Source organism: Streptomyces sp. NPDC029139 (assembly GCF_055564335.1).
In genome coordinates this window covers 179,847-196,770 of record NZ_JBVHWN010000007.1, presented here as the reverse complement: position 1 = coordinate 196,770, position 16,924 = coordinate 179,847, and the positions used below count along the sequence as shown (strand labels likewise).

Genomic DNA, 16,924 nt, shown 5'->3' with positions numbered 1-16,924 from the left:
GGACGGCTATCGCCGGGCGGCGCGGCGGTGGGCGATGATCAGTCCGAGGAGAAGCCCGACGAGCAGGGTGACCGTCAGGACGATCCACAGGGGGAGCGTCACGGTGGGGACCCAGAGCTTGATGGTGACGGATCCGGTGTTGGCCGCGATGAACCAGATGGCCAGGCCGGCCAGAACGATGAAGCCGATGGTGCGCAGGCGCATGTCCCGCCCTTTGACCGTCACCTTGGACGGTCCGTGCGCTTTTGCGGTTTTCTCGGTCATACCGCCAATTATCGGTGGGCCTGTCCGGGTGGGCGACCCGGCCGCGGACACCCGGCCGACCCTCACGACGATCCCCGTGGACCCGGTGCGCAGCCCCGAAACGGGTCGACACGTGCGTGTGACACTGGTTGACTGAGTGAACTTGTGGGGCTTCTGGGGAGGGGACCACGGAGATGCGCAGTGGTGTGAAGGTCGCGGTGGTCGGGGGCGTCTTCGTCGTCGTCGCGAGCGGCGTCGGGTACGGCGGCTACAACCTCTGGCAGGGGATCAACGGCGGCTCCGGCGTCGGTACCCGGTCCTCCGGGAGCGAGGAGAGACGGTCCGGGCCCGTCACGGGGGACGAGATCGAGAGCGCAGCCAAGGAGTTCCTGGCCGCCTGGGCCGCCGGTGAGTCCGATCGGGCCGCCCAGTCGACGAACAACCCCGTCGAGGCAGGGCCGGCCGTGCTCAACTTCCGTGAGGGGGCGAAGGTCTCCCGGGCCGAGATCACCCCCGGCAAGGCGGTCGGCGCGACGGTGCCGTTCACCGTGAACGCCACCGTGACGTACGAGGGGCAGTCGAAGCCCTGGACGTACTCCTCTCGACTCACCGTGGTGCGCGGGCTGACCACCGGGCGGCCGCTGGTCGACTGGAAGCCCGCCGTCATCCACCCTCAGCTGACCAAGGACGGGACCCTGCGCACCGGCCCGGCGACGACCGGGGCCGTCAAGGCCGTCGACCGCAAGGGTGTCGAGCTGATGAAGGAGAAGTACCCGTCACTCGGGCCGGTCCTGGACCAGTTGCGTGCCAAGTACGGGACGAAGACCGGCGGGGAGCCGGGCATCGAGACCTTCGTCCAGTCCGGCACCGAGGGCGTCGCCGACAGCACGCTGGTGACCCATGTGGCGGGCAAGCCGGGACTCCTGCGGACGACGATCGACGCGAAGGTCCAGGCGGCGGCCGAGCAGGCCGTGACGCGGTACCCCGGGGCGTCGGTCGTGGCGGTCAAGCCGTCCACGGGCGAGGTGCGGGCGGTCGCGAACAACCCGGCGGCGGGCTTCAACACGGCGTTCGAGGGAAAGCAGGCCCCCGGCTCGACCCTGAAGATCGTCACCGCGGCGCTGCTCCTCGAGAAGGGGCTGGTCAGGGCGGACCGGGCCGCGGAGTGCCCGGCGAACGCCATGTACCACGGGCGGACCTTCCGGAACCTCGACGGCTTCGCGCTGGGGAACGTCCCGTTCTCGCGGAGCTTCGCCAAGTCCTGCAACACCGCGTTCATCAAGAAGATCGACGACGTGGGCGACGACTCCGCCCTCGGCAAGGAGGCCCGGGACGTCTTCGGGATCGGCCTCGACTGGAAGACGGGCATCACGTCCTCCGACGGAAGCATCCCCGAGGAGACCCAGGGGGCGGCGGCGGAGCAGTACATCGGCCAGGGCACGGTGCAGATGAACGTGCTCAACATCGCCTCGATCACCGCCACCGCGAAGTACGGAACGTTCAAGCAGCCGTACCTCGTCTCCCAGGAGCTGGACGGCCGCACGTTCGCCGAGGCCGCGCGCTCGCTGCCGGGCTCGGTGGCCCGTCAGCTGCGCGCCATGATGCGGGCCACCGCGACCGGTGAGGGCACCGGCGCGCGGGCGATGGCGTCGGTCGGCGGGGACAAGGGCGCGAAGACGGGTTCGGCGGAGGTCGGTGGTCAGGCGACCTCCAACAGCTGGTTCGCCGGCTACTCCGACGACCTCGCGGCCGCCGCCGTCGTCCAGGAGGGCGGGCACGGCGGGGACTCCGCGGGCCCGGTCGTGGCGAGCGTGCTGAAGGCCGGTTGACGGCTCGTGTGCGCCGTAGACGTACGGCCGGCGTGCGGGGCATGAGCGCATCCCCCACGGTGTTCGCGCCGGACCCCAGGTCGCTGGTCGCCCCCGCGGGCGGCGCGCGGGTGGACCTCCGCGAGCGCACGCCGTGACGCCGCTGGTCGCGGTGGCGGTGCTCATCGCCGCCGTGACGCACGCCAGTTGGAACGCCATCGCTCACGCGATCCGCGACCAGCTGCTCTCCTTCACGCTCATCTCCGGTGGCGGGGCGCTGATCGGAGGGGCACTCGCCCTCTTCGTCCCCCTGCCGGCGGCCGGGGCGTGGCCGTACCTGATCGCTTCGGCGGTGCTCCACATCGGCTACTACGCCCTGCTCATGCGGTCGTTCACGCTCGGCGACTTCGGGCAGATGTATCCGATCGCACGCGGTACGGCCCCGCTGGCCGTGACCGCGCTCGCGGCGGTCTTCGTCGACGAGATCCCCGACGGCCGGCAGCTCACCGGGGTCGCGTTCGCCTGCGCGGGGCTGACGGGCCTGGCGCTGTGGGGAATCCGGGGCTCCGGCCACCGCCCCGACTGGCCGGCGCTGCTCGCGGCCGGTGCGACGGGCCTGGCGATCGCCGGCTACACCGTCGTCGACGGCGTCGGGGTCCGCGCCTCGGGCACCCCGCTCGGCTACCTCGCCTGGCTGATGGTCCTGGAGGGCCTGGCCATCCCGGCGTACGCGCTCTGGACCCGCCGGTCCGCCCTCCTCGACCAGCTCCGCCCGCACGCGGTCCGGGGGCTGGTCGGGGCCGCCCTGTCGGTCGCCGCGTACGCCCTGGTCCTCTGGGCCCAGACGAGGGCGGCGCTGGCGCCCGTCGCCGCCCTGCGGGAGTCCTCGATCATCGTGGGCGCGGCGATCGGGGCGCTCTTCTTCAAGGAGCGTTTCGGGGGGCCGAGGGTGGCCGCGGCCGGACTGATGGTGGTGGGCATCAGCCTGATGCTGTACGCGAGTTGACCGTTCTCACTCCCCCAGCACCTCGGCGAAGTGCGTGTTCACGGCGAGCAGCCCGCCGTCCACCCGGAGCGTCGTGCCGGTGATCCAGGCGGCGTCCGAGGAGGCGAGGAAGGCGACCGCGGCGGCCACGTCCTGCGGGGTGCCGACGCGGCCCAGGGGGTAGACGCGGTCGGCGAGCGCGGTGAGCCGCTCCTGCCGGGTCGCCCAGGCGCGGGTGTCGATCGTGCCGGGGTTGACCTGGTTGACGCGCACCCCGCGCGGGGCGGCGGCGCCGGCGAGGGTCCGGGTCAGGGAGCCGAGGCCGGCCTTGGCGGCGCTGTAGGCGTGACCGCCGAAGGACGCCTCGGCGTTGACGGACCCGATGTTGACGATCGCCCCGCGCCCGCCCTCCGCCAGCAGGGGCAGCGCGGCGCGGGCACAGCGCATCGCGCCCATCAGCGTGATGTCGAGCTGCTTGCGCCAGCCGTCCTCGCGCTCGTCCTCGAAGGAGTCCTCGTCCGGCAGATCGCGGGCGAAGGCGTTGTTGACGAGCACGTCGAGCCCGCCGAACGTCCCGGCCGCGTACGCGACGGCCGCCGCCACCGACTCCGGGTCCCCCACGTCGCACCGCACGGCCAGGGCCCCGGGCAGCGCGTCGGCGGTCTCCCGCGCGACCTCCTCGTCCACATCGGCGACGAGCACCCGCGCCCCCTCCTCGGCCAGCCTGCGCGCACTGGCGGCCCCGATCCCCCGCGCCGCGCCCGTGACCAGTGCCGCGTACCCCTCGAATCTGTCCATGCCCCCGATCACAGCACCGACCCCGGGCCCCGCACCAGGGGGCTCACCTGCCCTACCGCGGCTGTCGCAGGTCGAGTCGCATCACGACCCGGGGGTGGCCGGCCAGGACGGAGGTGGTGTCGGCGGCGTGGACGAAGCCGGCCCGTTCGAAGTTCCCGCGGAGTCCGGCGTACGCCATCGTCAGGTCGACCTTCGCCTCCCCGTTGTCGAGAGGGTACGCCTCGACCGCCGGGGCGCCCTGGGCGCGCGCGAACTCGACCGCGCCGGCGATGAGGGCATGGGAGACGCCGCGCTTGCGGTGGCCGGGGCGCACCCGGACGCACCACAGCGACCAGACCGGCAGGTCGTCGACGTACGGGATCTTCCGGCTGCGCGCGAAGGAGGTGTCCGCACGCGGTGCCACGGCGGCCCAGCCCACCGGCTCGTCCCCGTCGTAGGCGATCACCCCGGGTGGCGGTCCGCGACGGCACAGCTCGGCGACGTACTCGCCGCGCGCCGGTCCGCGGAGCTCGTTGTTGAGCGCGGACGGGATCCGGTAGCTCAGGCACCAGCAGACGCTGGCGTCCGGTGACTTCGGGCCCAGCACGGCGCGGACATCCTCGAAGACGGAAGCCGGACGCACCTCGATGGTCATGAATCCACGATGTCACGGCGCACCGACATCCGACTTGCGGTTGCCGCCGCGTCAACTCCTACGGTCGTGTGTGGGGCCGGAGAGACCGGCCCGGCGAGGGAGGCCCTGCCATGGCCTGGTCGATCGCTGAGGTGGCCCGGATGTCCGGGGTGACCTCGCGGACGCTGCGGCACTACGACGAGATCGGGCTGCTGCCGCCCGCGTGGACCGGGAGCAACGGGCACCGCTACTACGAGGAGGCCGATCTGCTGCGCCTGCAGCAGATCCTGCTGATGCGTGAGCTGGACCTGGGACTGCGCGAGATCCGGGCGGTCCTGGACAGCCAGGTCGACCGGGTGGCCGTGCTGCGCGAGCACCATGCGCGGCTGCTCGGGGAGCGGGAGCGGCTGGACACGCTGGCCCGGACGGTCGGGCGGACCATCGCCGAACTGGAGGAAGACGAGGACGATCACACGATGACGAAGATCAACAGGCCGGAGAACCTCTTCGAGGGCTTCGCGCCCTCCCCGGAGATCGACGACGAGGTGCGCGAGCGGTGGCCGGAGGCGTGGGAGGAGTCCCGCGCGGCCGTCGGATCGATGACCGCGGAGGACCAGGAGCGGTGGCAGCGGGAGGCGACGGCGCAGATGATCCGCTTCGCGGAGCTGATGGCGTCCGGCACCCCGGTCACCTCCGACACGGTCCAGACCGAGGTGGACGCCCACTACCGGACCGTCTGCCGCATCTGGACCCCGACGGCGGAGGCGTACAAGGGCCTGGCCCAGACGTACGTCGACGACCCGCGCTTCCGCGCGAACTTCGACAGCATCGCCGTCGGCCTGGCCGACTATCAGCGTGACGCGATGGTCGTCTACGCCGATACCCGGCTGAGCTGAACCGGAGCGCGAACCGAAGCACGAACCGGAGCGCGAACCGGAGCGCGAACCGGAGGGGGCGAAGCCGGGAGGGCGAGCCGGAAACGGTGAGCGGGAGGCGGCTGAGCCGTGAGCAGTGGGTTCTGAGCCGCGAGCCGGGAGCGGGAGCCGTGAGCCGTGAGCGGGAGCCGTGAGCGGGCGAGCCCGCCGGGGGGCTGCAGACCCCCGGCCCGCCGATTCCGCACTCGCCCGCGCCCAGCCCCCGGGCCGGCGAGCAGCGCCCGCGTGCCTCAGCCCCCGATGCTGGACCGCACCGCCCGCACCAGCGCCTGCGCGCGCGGGTCCGCCGTCACCGTCTTGCGCATGCCGTTCGTGACGTAGCCGAGGGCGATGCCCGACTCCGCGTCCGCGAAGCCCAGGGAGCCGCCGCGGCCGGGGTGGCCGAAGGAGGTGGGGCCGAGGAGCGGGGAGGCCGGGCCGTGCAGCATGTGGCCCAGGCCGAAGCGGGTGCCGACGATCAGGACGCGGTCGGGGCCCGCGGATTCCTCGGTGCGGGCGAGGGTCAGGGTGGCCGGGGCGAAGAGGCGGGCGCCGCCGTCGACCGGGCCGAGGGTGGCGGCGTAGAAGCGGGCCAGAGCGCGGGCGGTGGAGACACCGGCCGAGCCGGGGAGTTCGGCCGCCCGGTACAGCGGGTCGTTCTCGTCGGGCTGCGGGTCGATCGCCCCGAACGCGCGCCGCGTGAGCGACTCGGGGTCGCGGTATGCCTCCGTCACCGAGCGCTTGGGGCGCAGCTTCAGGGCCCCGCCGCCGGGCGGCTCGATCTCCTCGACCGGGCCGAGGCGGCCGGCCCGGTGGGCCTCCTCGGCCGGCAGGCCGATCCAGAGGTCGAGGCCGAGCGGGCGGGCGATCTCCTCGGCGACCCATCGGCCGATCGTGCGGCCGGTGACGCGGTGCACCAGCCCGCCGAGCAGCCAGCTGAAGGTGTGGGCGTGGTAGCCGTGCGCGGTGCCCGGCTCCCAGACGGGCGCCTGCGCGGCGATCGCCGCGGTCGCCGTCTCCAGGTCGACGGCCTCCGTGAGGGTCAGCGGCCGGTCCAGGACCGGCACGCCGGCCCGGTGCGCGAGCAACTGCCGTACGGTGACGCGGTCCTTGCCCGCCGCCTTGAACTCCGGCCAGTACGTGCCCACCGGGGCGTCCAGGTCGAGCTGCCCGCGCTGGTGCAGCAGCAGCGGCACGGCCGCCGCGACGCCCTTGGTGGCCGAGCGGACGACCTGGGCGGTGTCCACGGCCCAGGGGGTGTCCCGGGCACCTTCCCCGCCGTGAGCGTCCCGGGTCCCGGCCCACAGGTCGACGACCTTCACGCCGTCGCGGTAGACGGCGACCGCCGCGCCCCGCTCGCCCCGGTGCTCGAAGTTGCGCAGGAACGCGTCCCTGACCGGCTCGAATCCCGCCGCCACCGTGCCCCGGACGTCCACGTTCCCCACTCCTTCTCGCTCGTACGCGCTCGTACGGACGGACGCGTCGCGATCCCATGGTGCAACGTCGGCCCGGGGCCCCCGATTCCGGGGGTCAGACGACCGGGCGGGGGACGAAGCCGTACGGCAGTTCCAGACGGTTGCGGGCCATCAGCTCCTCGTCGGCGAGGACGTCCGCCGTGGGCCCGTCGCCGGTGATCACGCCTTCGCTGAGGATGACCGAGCGCGGGCAGAGCTCCAGTGCGTACGGCAGGTCGTGGGTGACCATCAGGACGGTGACGTCCAGGGAGCGCAGGACGTCCGCGAGCTCACGGCGCGAGGCGGGGTCGAGGTTGGAGGAGGGCTCGTCGAGGACGAGGATCTCCGGCTCCATCGCGAGGACGGTCGCCACGGCCACGCGCCGTCGCTGCCCGAACGACAGGTGGTGCGGCGGCCGGTCCGCGTACTCCGCCATGCCGACGCGGGCGAGGGCCTTCTCCACCACGGCCTCCAGCTCCGGCCCGCGCAGCCCGGCCGAGGCCGGGCCGAAGGCGACGTCCTCGCGGACGGTGGGCATGAACAGCTGGTCGTCCGGGTCCTGGAAGACGATGCCGACCCGGCGCCGGATCTCGGCCAGGTTCCGCTTCTCGACGGGCAGCCCGGCGACGGAGACCGTGCCGGCGCCGCCGGTGAGGATGCCGTTGAGGTGGAGGACGAGCGTGGTCTTGCCGGCGCCGTTCGGTCCGAGCAGCGCGACCCGCTCGCCGCGCTCGACGGTCAGGTCGACGCCGAAGAGGGCCTGGTGGCCGTCGGGGTAGGCGTACGCGAGGCCGCGTACCTCGAGGGAGGGCACGAAGGCGGGGGTCGGAGCGGTCATGACGTCGTCCATCCGAGGAGGCAGATCAGGAGGGCGGTGAGCGGCAGTGAGGCGGCCCGGAGCCACTGGGCGCGGGTGGCGGTCGCCTCGTCGATGACCGGCATCGAGCCCGCGTAGCCCCGGCTGACCATCGCGAGGTGCACGCGCTCGCCCCGCTCGTAGGAGCGGATGAAGAGCGCGCCGGCGGACTTGGCGAGGACGCCCCAGTGACGGATCCCCTTGGCCTCGAAGCCGCGCGAGCGGCGGGCGACGGACATCCGGCGCATCTCGTCGGTGATGACGTCGCCGTACCGGATCATGAAGGAGGCGATCTGTACGAGGAGGGGCGGGAGCTTCAGCCGCTGGAGGCCGAGGAGCAGCGCGCGCAGTTCGGTGGTGGAGGCGAGCAGCACGGAGGCGGCGACGCCGAGGGTGCCCTTGGCGAGGACGTTCCAGGCGCCCCACAGGCCGGGGACACTCACGGACACCCCGAGGATCTCGGTCTGTTCGCCCGGGACCACGAAGGGCATCAGGAAGGCGAAGGCCACGAACGGGATCTCGATCAGCAGCCGCCGCAGCAGGAATCCGGCCGGGACGCGGGCCGCCGCCGCCACGCCCGCGAGCAGGACGGCGTAGAGGGCGAAGGCCCAGACCGCCTCGCGGGGCGTGGAGACGACGACCACGACGAAGGCGAGCACGGCGGCGAGTTTGGTGTGCGGGGGCAGGGCGTGGACCGGCGAGTCCCCCCGCCGGTACAGCGTGTGCGCGTGCCCCGCGCCCATGTCAGACCCGCGCCCCGGGCGAGGCGGATGCGGGTCCCGTGGTGGAGCCGGCGGCCGAGGCCGTCCGTCGGCGGCGGATCACCCAGAAGGCACCGGTGCCGACGCCGAGGGTCGCGCCCACGCCGATCACGCCCGCCAGGCCACCGGAGAGCCGGGCCGTATCGACACCCTCGACGCCGTAGTCGGCGAGCGGGGAACCGGCGGCAGCGTGCTCTTCGACGTTCTTGTCGATGCCCTTGTCGGCGGCGACCTTCTCCAGGCCGTCGGGGCTGGCGGAGGCGTAGAAGGAGACGAAGCCGGCCAGGACGAGGGCGGCGACGAGGCCGCCGATCCAGACCTTCTTCGGGGAGCCCGCGGCGGGGGCCGCCGTCGGCGCCGGTGCCGCGTCGACCAGTTCGCCGTTCACGCGCAGCTTGAGCGGGGAGCTCAGGCCACGGGCTCCGTGGACGAGGTCGGGCCGTACGGCGACGACCGCGCCGACGGTCAGCATGGTGATGACGGCCTCGCCGATGCCGATCAGCGTGTGGACGCCGACCATCGCGGTGAGCACCTTGCCGAGCGGTACGTCGGTGGTGCCGCCGATCGCGTAGACGAGGGTGAAGGCGGCGGCCGCGGCGGGCACGGAGACGAGCGCGGCGACGAAGGAGGCGACGGTCACCGAGCGGCGGGTGCGCGGCAGGACCAGGACGAGGCCGCGGAAGAGCACGTACGCGACGACGACCGTGACGACGCCCATGACGGTGATGTTCACGCCGAGCGCGGTGAGTCCGCCGTCCGCGAAGAGGATGCCCTGCATGAGCAGGACGACCGCGATGCAGAGCACACCGGTGTACGGCCCGACGAGGATCGCCGCGAGCGCGCCGCCCAGCAGGTGTCCGCTGGTCCCGGCGCCGACCGGGAAGTTCAGCATCTGCACGGCGAAGATGAAGGCGGCGACGAGACCGGCGAGCGGTGCCGCCCGCTCGTCCAGCTCGCGCCGGGCGCCGCGGAGGCTGACGGCGACGGCGCCGACGGCGGCGACGCCTGCCGCGGCCGATATGGGGGCGTTGATGAATCCGTCGGGTACATGCACGGCACTGATGATAGGCGCTACCTGCAAAGGGCTTGCAAGAGCGCACAGGTCACAGCACCGCACCGCGCACACACCGGATATATGGGACATTGGTGAATAAGTGCGACGAACGTGAGGAGTCGGCTGATGTCCCCAGCCCTGGATCACGATGCCGAAGGCCGTCCCGTCGAGGATCACGCCCGAGGCCGGATCATCACCGACGCCCCGCTCTCCCGCCCCGTCCCCGTCGCCCTGCGCTTCGACCCCGGGGCGAGCCCCGCCACCGTGCGCTTCGCCTTCCCCGGCAACATCGAGTGGTCCTTCCCCCGCGCCCTGCTCGAGACCGGGATGCGGGCCCCCGCCCGTCGCGGGGACATCGGGATCTGGCCGTGCGGGCGGGTGCAGACGATCGTCGAGTTCCACACGACGGACGGGGTGGCGGTCGTCCAGTTCGACTCCACGGCCCTCCTCCGCTTCCTCAGACACACCTACGCCGTCACCGCGTCGAGTTCGTCGACACGATGACGGCGTAGGGCCGCGTCGGCTCCCCGTCCCCACGGGTCCGGCGCGATCCGGGGCGTAGCCCTCCGCTCAAGAGGCCGCCCCGGGGCTCAGGCTCAGACCCGCACCAGCTCGCGCCGCGGGTCGTGCGGGCCGTTCCCGTCCTCCGCGTCCTGCGCGGCCAGGGCCTCGCCCTCGACGTCGACGTTCGGCAGCGCCTTGTCCAGCCACTTCGGCAGCCACCACGCCTTGTGTCCGAGCAGCGCGAGCACGGCCGGGACGATCGCCATCCGGACCACGAAGGCGTCGAAGAGGACGGCCACGGCGAGACCGAAGCCGATCATCTTGATCATCTGGTCGTCCATGCCGATGAACCCGGAGAAGACCGCGATCATGATCACCGCGGCGGCGGTGACCACCCGGGCGCTGTGCCGGAAGCCGGTCACGATCGTCTCGCCGGGCCGCTCGCCGTGGACGTACGCCTCGCGCATCCGGGTCACGAGGAAGACCTCGTAGTCCATCGCGAGACCGAAGACCACACCGACCATGAAGATCGGCATCATCGACATGATCGGGCCGGTCTGCTCGACGCCGAAGAGGGAGCCGAGCCAGCCCCACTGGAAGACCGCGACGACCGCGCCGAGGGCCGCGACCACCGAGAGCAGGAAGCCGAGGGCCGCCTTCAACGGGACCAGGATCGAGCGGAAGACCACCATGAGGAGCAGGAAGGCGAGCCCGACGACCAGGGCCAGATAGGGCACGAGCGCGTCGTTCATCTTCTGCGAGAAGTCGACGTTCATCGCGGTGGCGCCGGTGACCAGGACGTTGTCGCCGGTCGCGTCCCGGATGTCGTGGACCAGGTTCTCGGTCTCCACCGAGGAGGGGCGGTCCTTCGGGATCACCGTGATCATCGAGGTGTCGCCGGCCTTGTTCGGCGTCGGCGGGGTGACCGCCACGATCCCGTCCAGGCCCTTGATCTTCTCGACGGTGGACTCGGCGGTGGCCTTGTCCCCGTCGACGACGACCATCAGCGGCCCGTTGAACCCGGGGCCGAACCCGTCCGACAGCAGGTCGTAGGCGCGCCGCTGGCTGGTGGAGGTGGGCGAGGAGCCGTCGTCGGGCAGACCCATCTCCAGGGAGGCGGCGGGCAGGGCGATCGCGCCGAGGCCGAGGACGCCGACGAGCAGGACCGTCACCGGGCGGCGGATCACGAACCGGGCCCAGCGGGTGCCCATGTTGGGCGTGGCGTCGGCGCTCGTGCCGGGCTCGGCGTCCGCCTCGGCCAGGTCCACGGCGCCCTTGGCGTCGCCCTCACGGGCGCCCTTGCGCTGCTTGCGGCCCAGGACCTTCGGCCCCGCGAACCCGAGCAGGGCCGGGATGAGGGTGAGCGCGATCAGGACGGCGATCACGACCGTGCCGGCGGCGGCGAAGCCCATCTTCGTCAGCATCGGGATGTTGACGACGGCCAGGCCGACCAGCGCGATGACGACGGTCAGACCGGCGAAGACGACGGCGGAGCCGGCCGTGCCGACCGCGCGGCCCGCGGCGTCCTCGCCCTCACGGCCCTCGGCGACCTCCGCGCGGTAGCGGGAGACGATGAAGAGGGCGTAGTCGATGCCGACCGCGAGGCCGATCATCATCGCGAGGGTGGAGGTGGTGGAGCCGAGGTCGAGGACGCTGGCCAGCGCGGTGATCGAGGAGACGCCGATGCCGACGCCGATGATGGCGGTGAGCAGCGGGAGTCCGGCCGCGACCAGCGAACCGAAGGTGATGACGAGCACGATGCCGGCGATGATCACGCCGACGATCTCCCCCGCGCCGGTCGCCGGGACGGTCTGGAGCGCGTCACCGCCGATCTCGACGGTCAGCCCCTTCCCCTGCGCGTCGTTCCCCGTCTTCTTCAGGGCCTCGCGCGTCGCGTCGCTCAGCTCCATGCCGGAGACCGTGTAGCTGACGGAGACGTAGGCGGTCGAACCGTCCTTCGAGACCGCCTGGGCGGTGTACGGGTCGGTGACCGAGGCGACCTGGTCCGAACCGGCCTTCAGCTCGCCGACGACGTCCTGGACCGTGGCCTTGTGGGCCGGGTCGGTCATCTTCTGGCCGTCGGGGGCCTTGAAGACGACCCGGGCGGTGGCCCCGTCGGCGTTGCCGCCGGGGAAGCGCTGTTCGAGGAGGTCGAAGGCCTTCTGGGCCTCCGTGCCGGGTATCGAGAAGGAGCTGGAGGTCGCGGCGGGCGCGGTGGCGGCGCCGACTCCGGCGAGCGCGAGGAGCGCCACCCAGAGGAGGGCGACGAGCCGTCGGCGCCGGAAGGCGGAGCGACCCAGCTTGTAGAGGAACGTGGCCACGGGGGCGTACTCCCGATTCGTGAGGGACAGGGCATGGGGAGCCGGCCCGACGGCGTGAGCGGTGCGACGTCAGGTACTGGGGACTACGGAAGTGCTGTCAGGCGCCGAGTGAGGGGAGCACGACGGCGTCGACGTACGCGCTGATGAAGGCGTGGTCGACCGGCTGATCCTCGATCAGCGGCCGGGCGACGAACGCTCCGATCAGCATGTGGGGCACGAGCCTCAGTGCCGGGTTGTCGGCACGGATCTCGCCCCGTTCCACCGCTCGCTCCAGCACTTCGTCGAAACCGGTCATCTCGGGTGCGATGAGCAGCTCGCGGAGCGCCTGGAGCAGGTCGGGGTTGTCGTGGACGGCATGGGCCAGACCCCGCATCAGCGCGGAGTCCTTCTCCATCTGGCAGTCGTCGGTCTGCTCCAGCATCGCCCGGAAGTCGCCGCGCAACGAGCCGGTGTCGATCTCGGAGAAACCGACGGGCTTGTTGTGGCGCAGGGCCTTGGCGACGAGTTCGGGCTTGCTCCCCCACTGGCGGTAGAGGGTGGCCTTGCTGGAGCGGGTGCGGGCGGCGACGGCGTCCATGGTGAGGCCGTCGTAGCCGACCTCGCGCAGGAGGTCGAGCACGGCTTCGTACAGCTCGGACTCACGCTCGGGGGTGAGTCTGCTGCGTGCCATGTCCGGTCTCCATCGCGAACGAAACGGTTTCGTACAGTACGAAGGTACCCCGGTGCCCAGCGAAACGAAACCGTTTCGTACGTGTCGTGGCCCACACCCTGGTACACCCGTACGAGTTGCCGGGCCTCCTCCGCGCGGAAAGCATGAGGAGGTGAGTGACGACGCCGCGTATCTCCGCTTCCCGCACCTCCACGACGATCTGCTGTGCTTCGCGGCCGAGGACGACCTCTGGGTCGCACCCCTCGTGCCGGAGGGACACCCACCCGGCCGGGCCTGGCGGGTGACCGTCGACCGGACCCGGGTCGGCCACCCGCGTTTCTCGCCCGACGGGCGCCATCTCGCCTACACGAGCTGGCGCAGCCTCGACCCCGAGATCCATCTCGCGCCGGTCGAGGGCGGGCCCGCCCGGCGGCTGACCTACTGGGGTTCGACGGACACCCGGGTCTGTTCCTGGTCCCCGGACGGCGACATCCTCGCCGTCTCCTCGCACGGCCAGCCCTTCTCGTACTTCTCCTGGGCCTACACCGTCCCCACCGACGGCTCACCCGGCGGCCGGATGCCCTGGGGACCGGTCTCCGACATCTCCGTGGCCGACCTCGACGGAGAGCGCCGCACGCTCCTCCTCACGGGCAAACCGCCGCACGAGCCGGCCGCCTGGAAGCGGTACCGGGGCGGCGCCACGGGGCGGCTGTGGCTGCACGGGGAACAGTTGCTGCCGGACGTGGACGGCCATCTCGACTGCCCGATGTTCGTCTCCGGCCGGATCGCCTTCCTCTCCGACCACGAGGGCATCGGCAACCTGTACTCCTGCCTGCCCGACGGCACGGACCTGCGCCGGCACACCGACCACGACGCCTTCTACGCACGGCACGCGTCGAGCGACGGGCGGCGGGTGGTCTACCAGTGCGCCGGCGACCTGTGGATCGTCGACGACCTGACCGTGCCCGACTCCGCGCCGCGCAAGCTGGAGGTACGGCTCGGCGGCCCGCGCGCGGGCCGGCGCCGCTACCAGGTCCCGGCCGCCAACCACGTGGACGCCCTCTCGGTCGACGAGACCGGGCGGGCGAGCGCCGTCTCGGTGCGCGGCAGCCTGTACTGGCTCACCCACCGCGACGGGCCTGCCCGCACGATCACGGACACCCCGGGCGTACGGGTGCGGCTGCCGGAGATGCTCGGCAGCGGTGACCAGATCGCGTACGTCACCGACGCCGAGGGCGAGGACGCGATCGAGGTCGCGTACCTGCCACGGGCCAGTGGCGACCGCGAGCCGCGCCGGCTGGCCTCCGGAGCACTGGGCCGGGTGGAGGAGATGGTCTCCGACCCGGACGGCGAACGCCTCGCCATCGCCTCCAACGACGGCCGTCTCCTCCTCATCACCGTGCCCGACGACACGGCCGGGGCCGCGGCGGCGGAAGAAGCCGGGAGCGAGGCCGACGAGGGCAGCGGGGGCGAGGTCACCGAGGTGATCCGGTCGGTCAACGGACCGGTGCGCGACCTCGCCTTCTCCCCCGACGGCGCCTGGCTGACCTGGTCGCACCCCGGCATCGGGCGCTCGCTGCGCCAGATCAAGATGGCCCGGATCTCCGGGCCGGGCGCCCGGACGATCGTCGACGTCACCAACGGCCGCTTCGAGGACGAGAACCCGGTCTTCACCAGCGACGGCCGCTACCTCGCCTTCCTCTCCTGGCGGGGCTTCGACCCGGTGTACGACGTGCACACCGGCGACCTGTCGTTCCCGCTGGGCTGCCGCCCCTACCTCGTACCTCTGTCGTCCGCGACCCCCTCGCCGTTCGCCCTGCTCCCGGACGGGCGTCCGGCGGCGGGCGGTCTCGATCCGGCCGAGAGCGACACCGAGGGCGGGGAGGGCACCACGATCGTCGAGGTGGAAGGGCTCGGGGACCGGGTCACCCCGTTCCCGGTCGCCGCCTCCAAGTACTCGGCGCTGCACCCGGTCAGCGGCGGCGGGCTCGTCTGGCTGCGCTGGCCGATCTCCGGCGCGCTGGGCGAGACCTTCGCCAACCCGGCCGACACCACGGGCCGGCCCACCCTGGAGCACTTCAACATCACCAAGGCCCGTAAGACCGAACTCGTCGGCCACCTCGACTGGTTCGCGGTCAGCGGCGACGGGTCGCGGCTCGTGGTGGTCGACGAGGGCGACCTGCGGGCGGTGCCGGCGACCGAGCCCGGGGACGGCGACTCGACCGTCTACATGGACCTGCGGCGGATCCTGCACGAGGTCGACCCGGAGGCGGAGTGGCGCGGGGCCTTCGAGGAGGCGGGCCGGATCGTCCGCGCCTACTTCTGGGACCCGAACATGTGCGGGGTGGACTGGCCGGCCGTCCTCGACCAGTACCGCCCGCTGGTCGACCGGGTCGCCTCACCGGACGAGTTCGCCGATCTGCTGCGCGAGGTCATGGGCGAGCTGGGCACCTCGCACGCCTACGTCTCACCCGCCCGCCGCAACGAGGGTCCGCCGCACTACCAGCGGCCGATGGGCCTGCTGGGCGCCAACCTCGTCCCGCGGGACGGCGGCTGGATGGTCAAGCGGATCCTGCCCGGCGACTCCTCCGACTCCAAGGCGCGCTCTCCGCTCGCGGGCACCGGCATCCGCGAGGGCGCGATCCTCACGCACGTGGACGGCCGCCCGGTGGACCCGGTCACGGGCCCGTACCCGCTGCTGGCCTCCTCCGGCGGTACGACGGTCGAGCTGACCTTCAGGCCGGCGGAGGGCGAGGGCCGAGCGCGCCGGGTCGCGATCGTGCCGCTGATCGACGAGCGGCCGCTGCGCTACCAGGACTGGGTGGCCAAGCGGCGTGCGGTGGTGCGGGAGGTCAGCGGCGGCAAGTGCGGCTACCTGCACATCCCCGACATGGGCGGCTCGGGCTGGGCCCAGTTCAACCGGGACCTGCGGATGGAGGTCTCCCGGCCTGCCCTGATCGTGGACGTGCGTGGCAACGCGGGCGGTCACATCAGCGAGCTGGTGGTGGAGAAGCTCACGCGCAAGATCCTCGGCTGGGACCTCACGCGCAACGCCCAGCCGGTGTCGTACGCCTCGAACGCCCCGCGCGGTCCGGTCGTCGCCCTCGCCGACGAGGCCACCTCGTCCGACGGCGACATGATCACGGCCGCGTTCAAGCTGCTGGGCCTCGGGCCGGTGGTCGGGCAGCGGACCTGGGGCGGCGTCGTCGGCATGACGGGCCGCCACCGGCTGGGCGACGGCACCCAGATCACGGTGCCGATGAACGCGGCGTGGTTCCCGGAGTACGGCTGGTCGATCGAGAACCACGGCGTGGAACCGGACCTGGCGATCCAGCGCACGCCGCTGGACTGGGCGGAGGGCCGGCACGCCCAGCTCGACGACGCGGTCGAGGTGGCCCTGTCCCTGCTGGGGGAGACCCCGGCGGCGGCCCCGCCCGGCTACGACGACGTCCCGGACCGCTCCCGCCCGAAGCTGCCGCCGAGGTCCAACTCGTAGGACGCCCCGGGCCGGCCGTCGAGGGTCACGCTTCCGACGACCCCGAACCCGACCCGCCCGAGCACGGCCCTCGACCCGTCGTTGTCGAGGGTCGTGGCGGCGGTCAGCCGGCTCAGCCCGTACACCTCCCGGGCCAGCCGGCACAGCTCCCGCACCGCACCCGTGGCCACCCCTCGCCCGGCCGCCTTCTCGGCGACCCGGTACCCCAGCTCCGCGGCCCCGTCCGCCACGTCGACGAGGTTGAACCGCCCGAGTATCTCCCCACCGTCCCCGACGAGCACGTGGAACAGGACGGCCCCGGTCTCCTGCTCGTCCAGCAGCGCCTGATGCCGCGCCGCGAACTCTTCGAAGTAGGCGTCCCCGCGGTCGGGGACGGAGGCGGCGAAGTATCCCCGGTTCTCCCGCTCGAAGGCGAGGAGGGCGGGGGCGTGCTCGGCGCGCAGCGACTGCAGTTCAGGCATGGTCCGC

The 16,924-nt window shown here is 72.6% G+C and carries 15 protein-coding genes; 5 read left to right on the top strand and 10 right to left on the bottom strand.

Annotated features, from left to right (window positions below):
• Positions 1-6: 6 nt before the first annotated feature.
• The gene (locus ACZ4VW_RS18525; RefSeq protein ID WP_467963550.1) at positions 7-264 is read right to left on the bottom strand and encodes a lipopolysaccharide assembly protein LapA domain-containing protein; all 258 of its coding nucleotides are present in this window, start codon (positions 262-264) and stop codon (positions 7-9) included.
• Between the two features lie 173 nt (positions 265-437).
• Between ACZ4VW_RS18525 and ACZ4VW_RS18520 the strand changes: the two genes are divergently transcribed.
• Both ACZ4VW_RS18520 and ACZ4VW_RS18515 read left to right on the top strand, forming a co-directional pair.
• On the top strand, positions 438-2,072 hold the full coding sequence (locus ACZ4VW_RS18520; RefSeq protein ID WP_467963548.1) for a penicillin-binding transpeptidase domain-containing protein: 1,635 nt from the start codon (positions 438-440) through the stop codon (positions 2,070-2,072).
• A gap of 133 nt (positions 2,073-2,205) precedes the next feature.
• Positions 2,206-3,057 (top strand): EamA family transporter, encoded by an 852-nt coding sequence (locus ACZ4VW_RS18515; RefSeq protein WP_467963546.1) that lies wholly within the window; start codon positions 2,206-2,208, stop codon positions 3,055-3,057.
• Between the two features lie 6 nt (positions 3,058-3,063).
• Here ACZ4VW_RS18515 and ACZ4VW_RS18510 read toward each other — a convergent pair whose 3' ends face one another.
• Both ACZ4VW_RS18510 and ACZ4VW_RS18505 read right to left on the bottom strand, forming a co-directional pair.
• On the bottom strand, positions 3,064-3,834 hold the full coding sequence (locus tag ACZ4VW_RS18510) for an SDR family NAD(P)-dependent oxidoreductase (RefSeq protein WP_467963544.1): 771 nt from the start codon (positions 3,832-3,834) through the stop codon (positions 3,064-3,066).
• A 52-nt stretch (positions 3,835-3,886) separates the two neighbouring features.
• On the bottom strand, positions 3,887-4,468 hold the full coding sequence (locus ACZ4VW_RS18505) for a GNAT family N-acetyltransferase (protein ID WP_467963542.1): 582 nt from the start codon (positions 4,466-4,468) through the stop codon (positions 3,887-3,889).
• 110 nt (positions 4,469-4,578) lie between these two features.
• Here ACZ4VW_RS18505 and ACZ4VW_RS18500 point away from each other — a divergent pair, with 110 nt between their 5' ends.
• Positions 4,579-5,343: a MerR family transcriptional regulator gene (locus ACZ4VW_RS18500; protein ID WP_467963540.1), complete on the top strand. Its 765-nt coding sequence runs from the start codon at positions 4,579-4,581 to the stop codon at positions 5,341-5,343.
• 269 nt (positions 5,344-5,612) lie between these two features.
• On the opposite strand, the gene ACZ4VW_RS18495 is transcribed toward ACZ4VW_RS18500, so the two are convergent.
• From ACZ4VW_RS18495 to ACZ4VW_RS18480, 4 genes are all read right to left on the bottom strand, one after another.
• Positions 5,613-6,797: a serine hydrolase domain-containing protein gene (locus ACZ4VW_RS18495; RefSeq protein ID WP_467963538.1), complete on the bottom strand. Its 1,185-nt coding sequence runs from the start codon at positions 6,795-6,797 to the stop codon at positions 5,613-5,615.
• Positions 6,798-6,891: 94 nt separating this feature from the next.
• On the bottom strand, positions 6,892-7,653 hold the full coding sequence (locus ACZ4VW_RS18490) for an energy-coupling factor ABC transporter ATP-binding protein (protein ID WP_467963536.1): 762 nt from the start codon (positions 7,651-7,653) through the stop codon (positions 6,892-6,894).
• On the bottom strand, positions 7,650-8,414 hold the full coding sequence (cbiQ, locus tag ACZ4VW_RS18485; RefSeq protein ID WP_467963534.1) for a cobalt ECF transporter T component CbiQ: 765 nt from the start codon (positions 8,412-8,414) through the stop codon (positions 7,650-7,652). The genes ACZ4VW_RS18490 and cbiQ overlap by 4 nt, the downstream gene beginning before the upstream one ends.
• 1 nt (position 8,415) lies before the next feature.
• Positions 8,416-9,486 carry an energy-coupling factor ABC transporter permease gene (locus ACZ4VW_RS18480; RefSeq protein ID WP_467963532.1) on the bottom strand — a complete coding sequence of 357 codons (1,071 nt, stop codon included), beginning with the start codon at positions 9,484-9,486 and terminating at the stop codon, positions 8,416-8,418.
• Positions 9,487-9,612: 126 nt separating this feature from the next.
• Between ACZ4VW_RS18480 and ACZ4VW_RS18475 the strand changes: the two genes are divergently transcribed.
• A complete protein-coding gene (locus tag ACZ4VW_RS18475; protein WP_467963530.1) occupies positions 9,613-9,990 on the top strand; it encodes an SsgA family sporulation/cell division regulator in 378 nt (125 codons plus the stop codon).
• Positions 9,991-10,082: 92 nt separating this feature from the next.
• Here ACZ4VW_RS18475 and ACZ4VW_RS18470 read toward each other — a convergent pair whose 3' ends face one another.
• Together ACZ4VW_RS18470 and ACZ4VW_RS18465 are read right to left on the bottom strand one after the other, a co-directional pair.
• Positions 10,083-12,311, bottom strand: a complete 2,229-nt coding sequence (locus tag ACZ4VW_RS18470; RefSeq protein ID WP_467963528.1) for an MMPL family transporter — start codon at positions 12,309-12,311, stop codon at positions 10,083-10,085.
• Between the two features lie 97 nt (positions 12,312-12,408).
• The gene (locus ACZ4VW_RS18465; protein ID WP_467963526.1) at positions 12,409-12,981 is read right to left on the bottom strand and encodes a TetR/AcrR family transcriptional regulator; all 573 of its coding nucleotides are present in this window, start codon (positions 12,979-12,981) and stop codon (positions 12,409-12,411) included.
• A 151-nt stretch (positions 12,982-13,132) separates the two neighbouring features.
• Between ACZ4VW_RS18465 and ACZ4VW_RS18460 the strand changes: the two genes are divergently transcribed.
• Entirely contained in the window at positions 13,133-16,456 is a 3,324-nt protein-coding gene (locus ACZ4VW_RS18460) for a S41 family peptidase (protein WP_467963524.1), read from the top strand.
• On the opposite strand, the gene ACZ4VW_RS18455 is transcribed toward ACZ4VW_RS18460, so the two are convergent.
• A complete protein-coding gene (locus ACZ4VW_RS18455) occupies positions 16,399-16,917 on the bottom strand; it encodes a GNAT family N-acetyltransferase (RefSeq protein WP_467963522.1) in 519 nt (172 codons plus the stop codon). The two genes, ACZ4VW_RS18460 and ACZ4VW_RS18455, sit on opposite strands and share 58 nt — an antisense overlap.
• Positions 16,918-16,924: the final 7 nt, after the last annotated feature.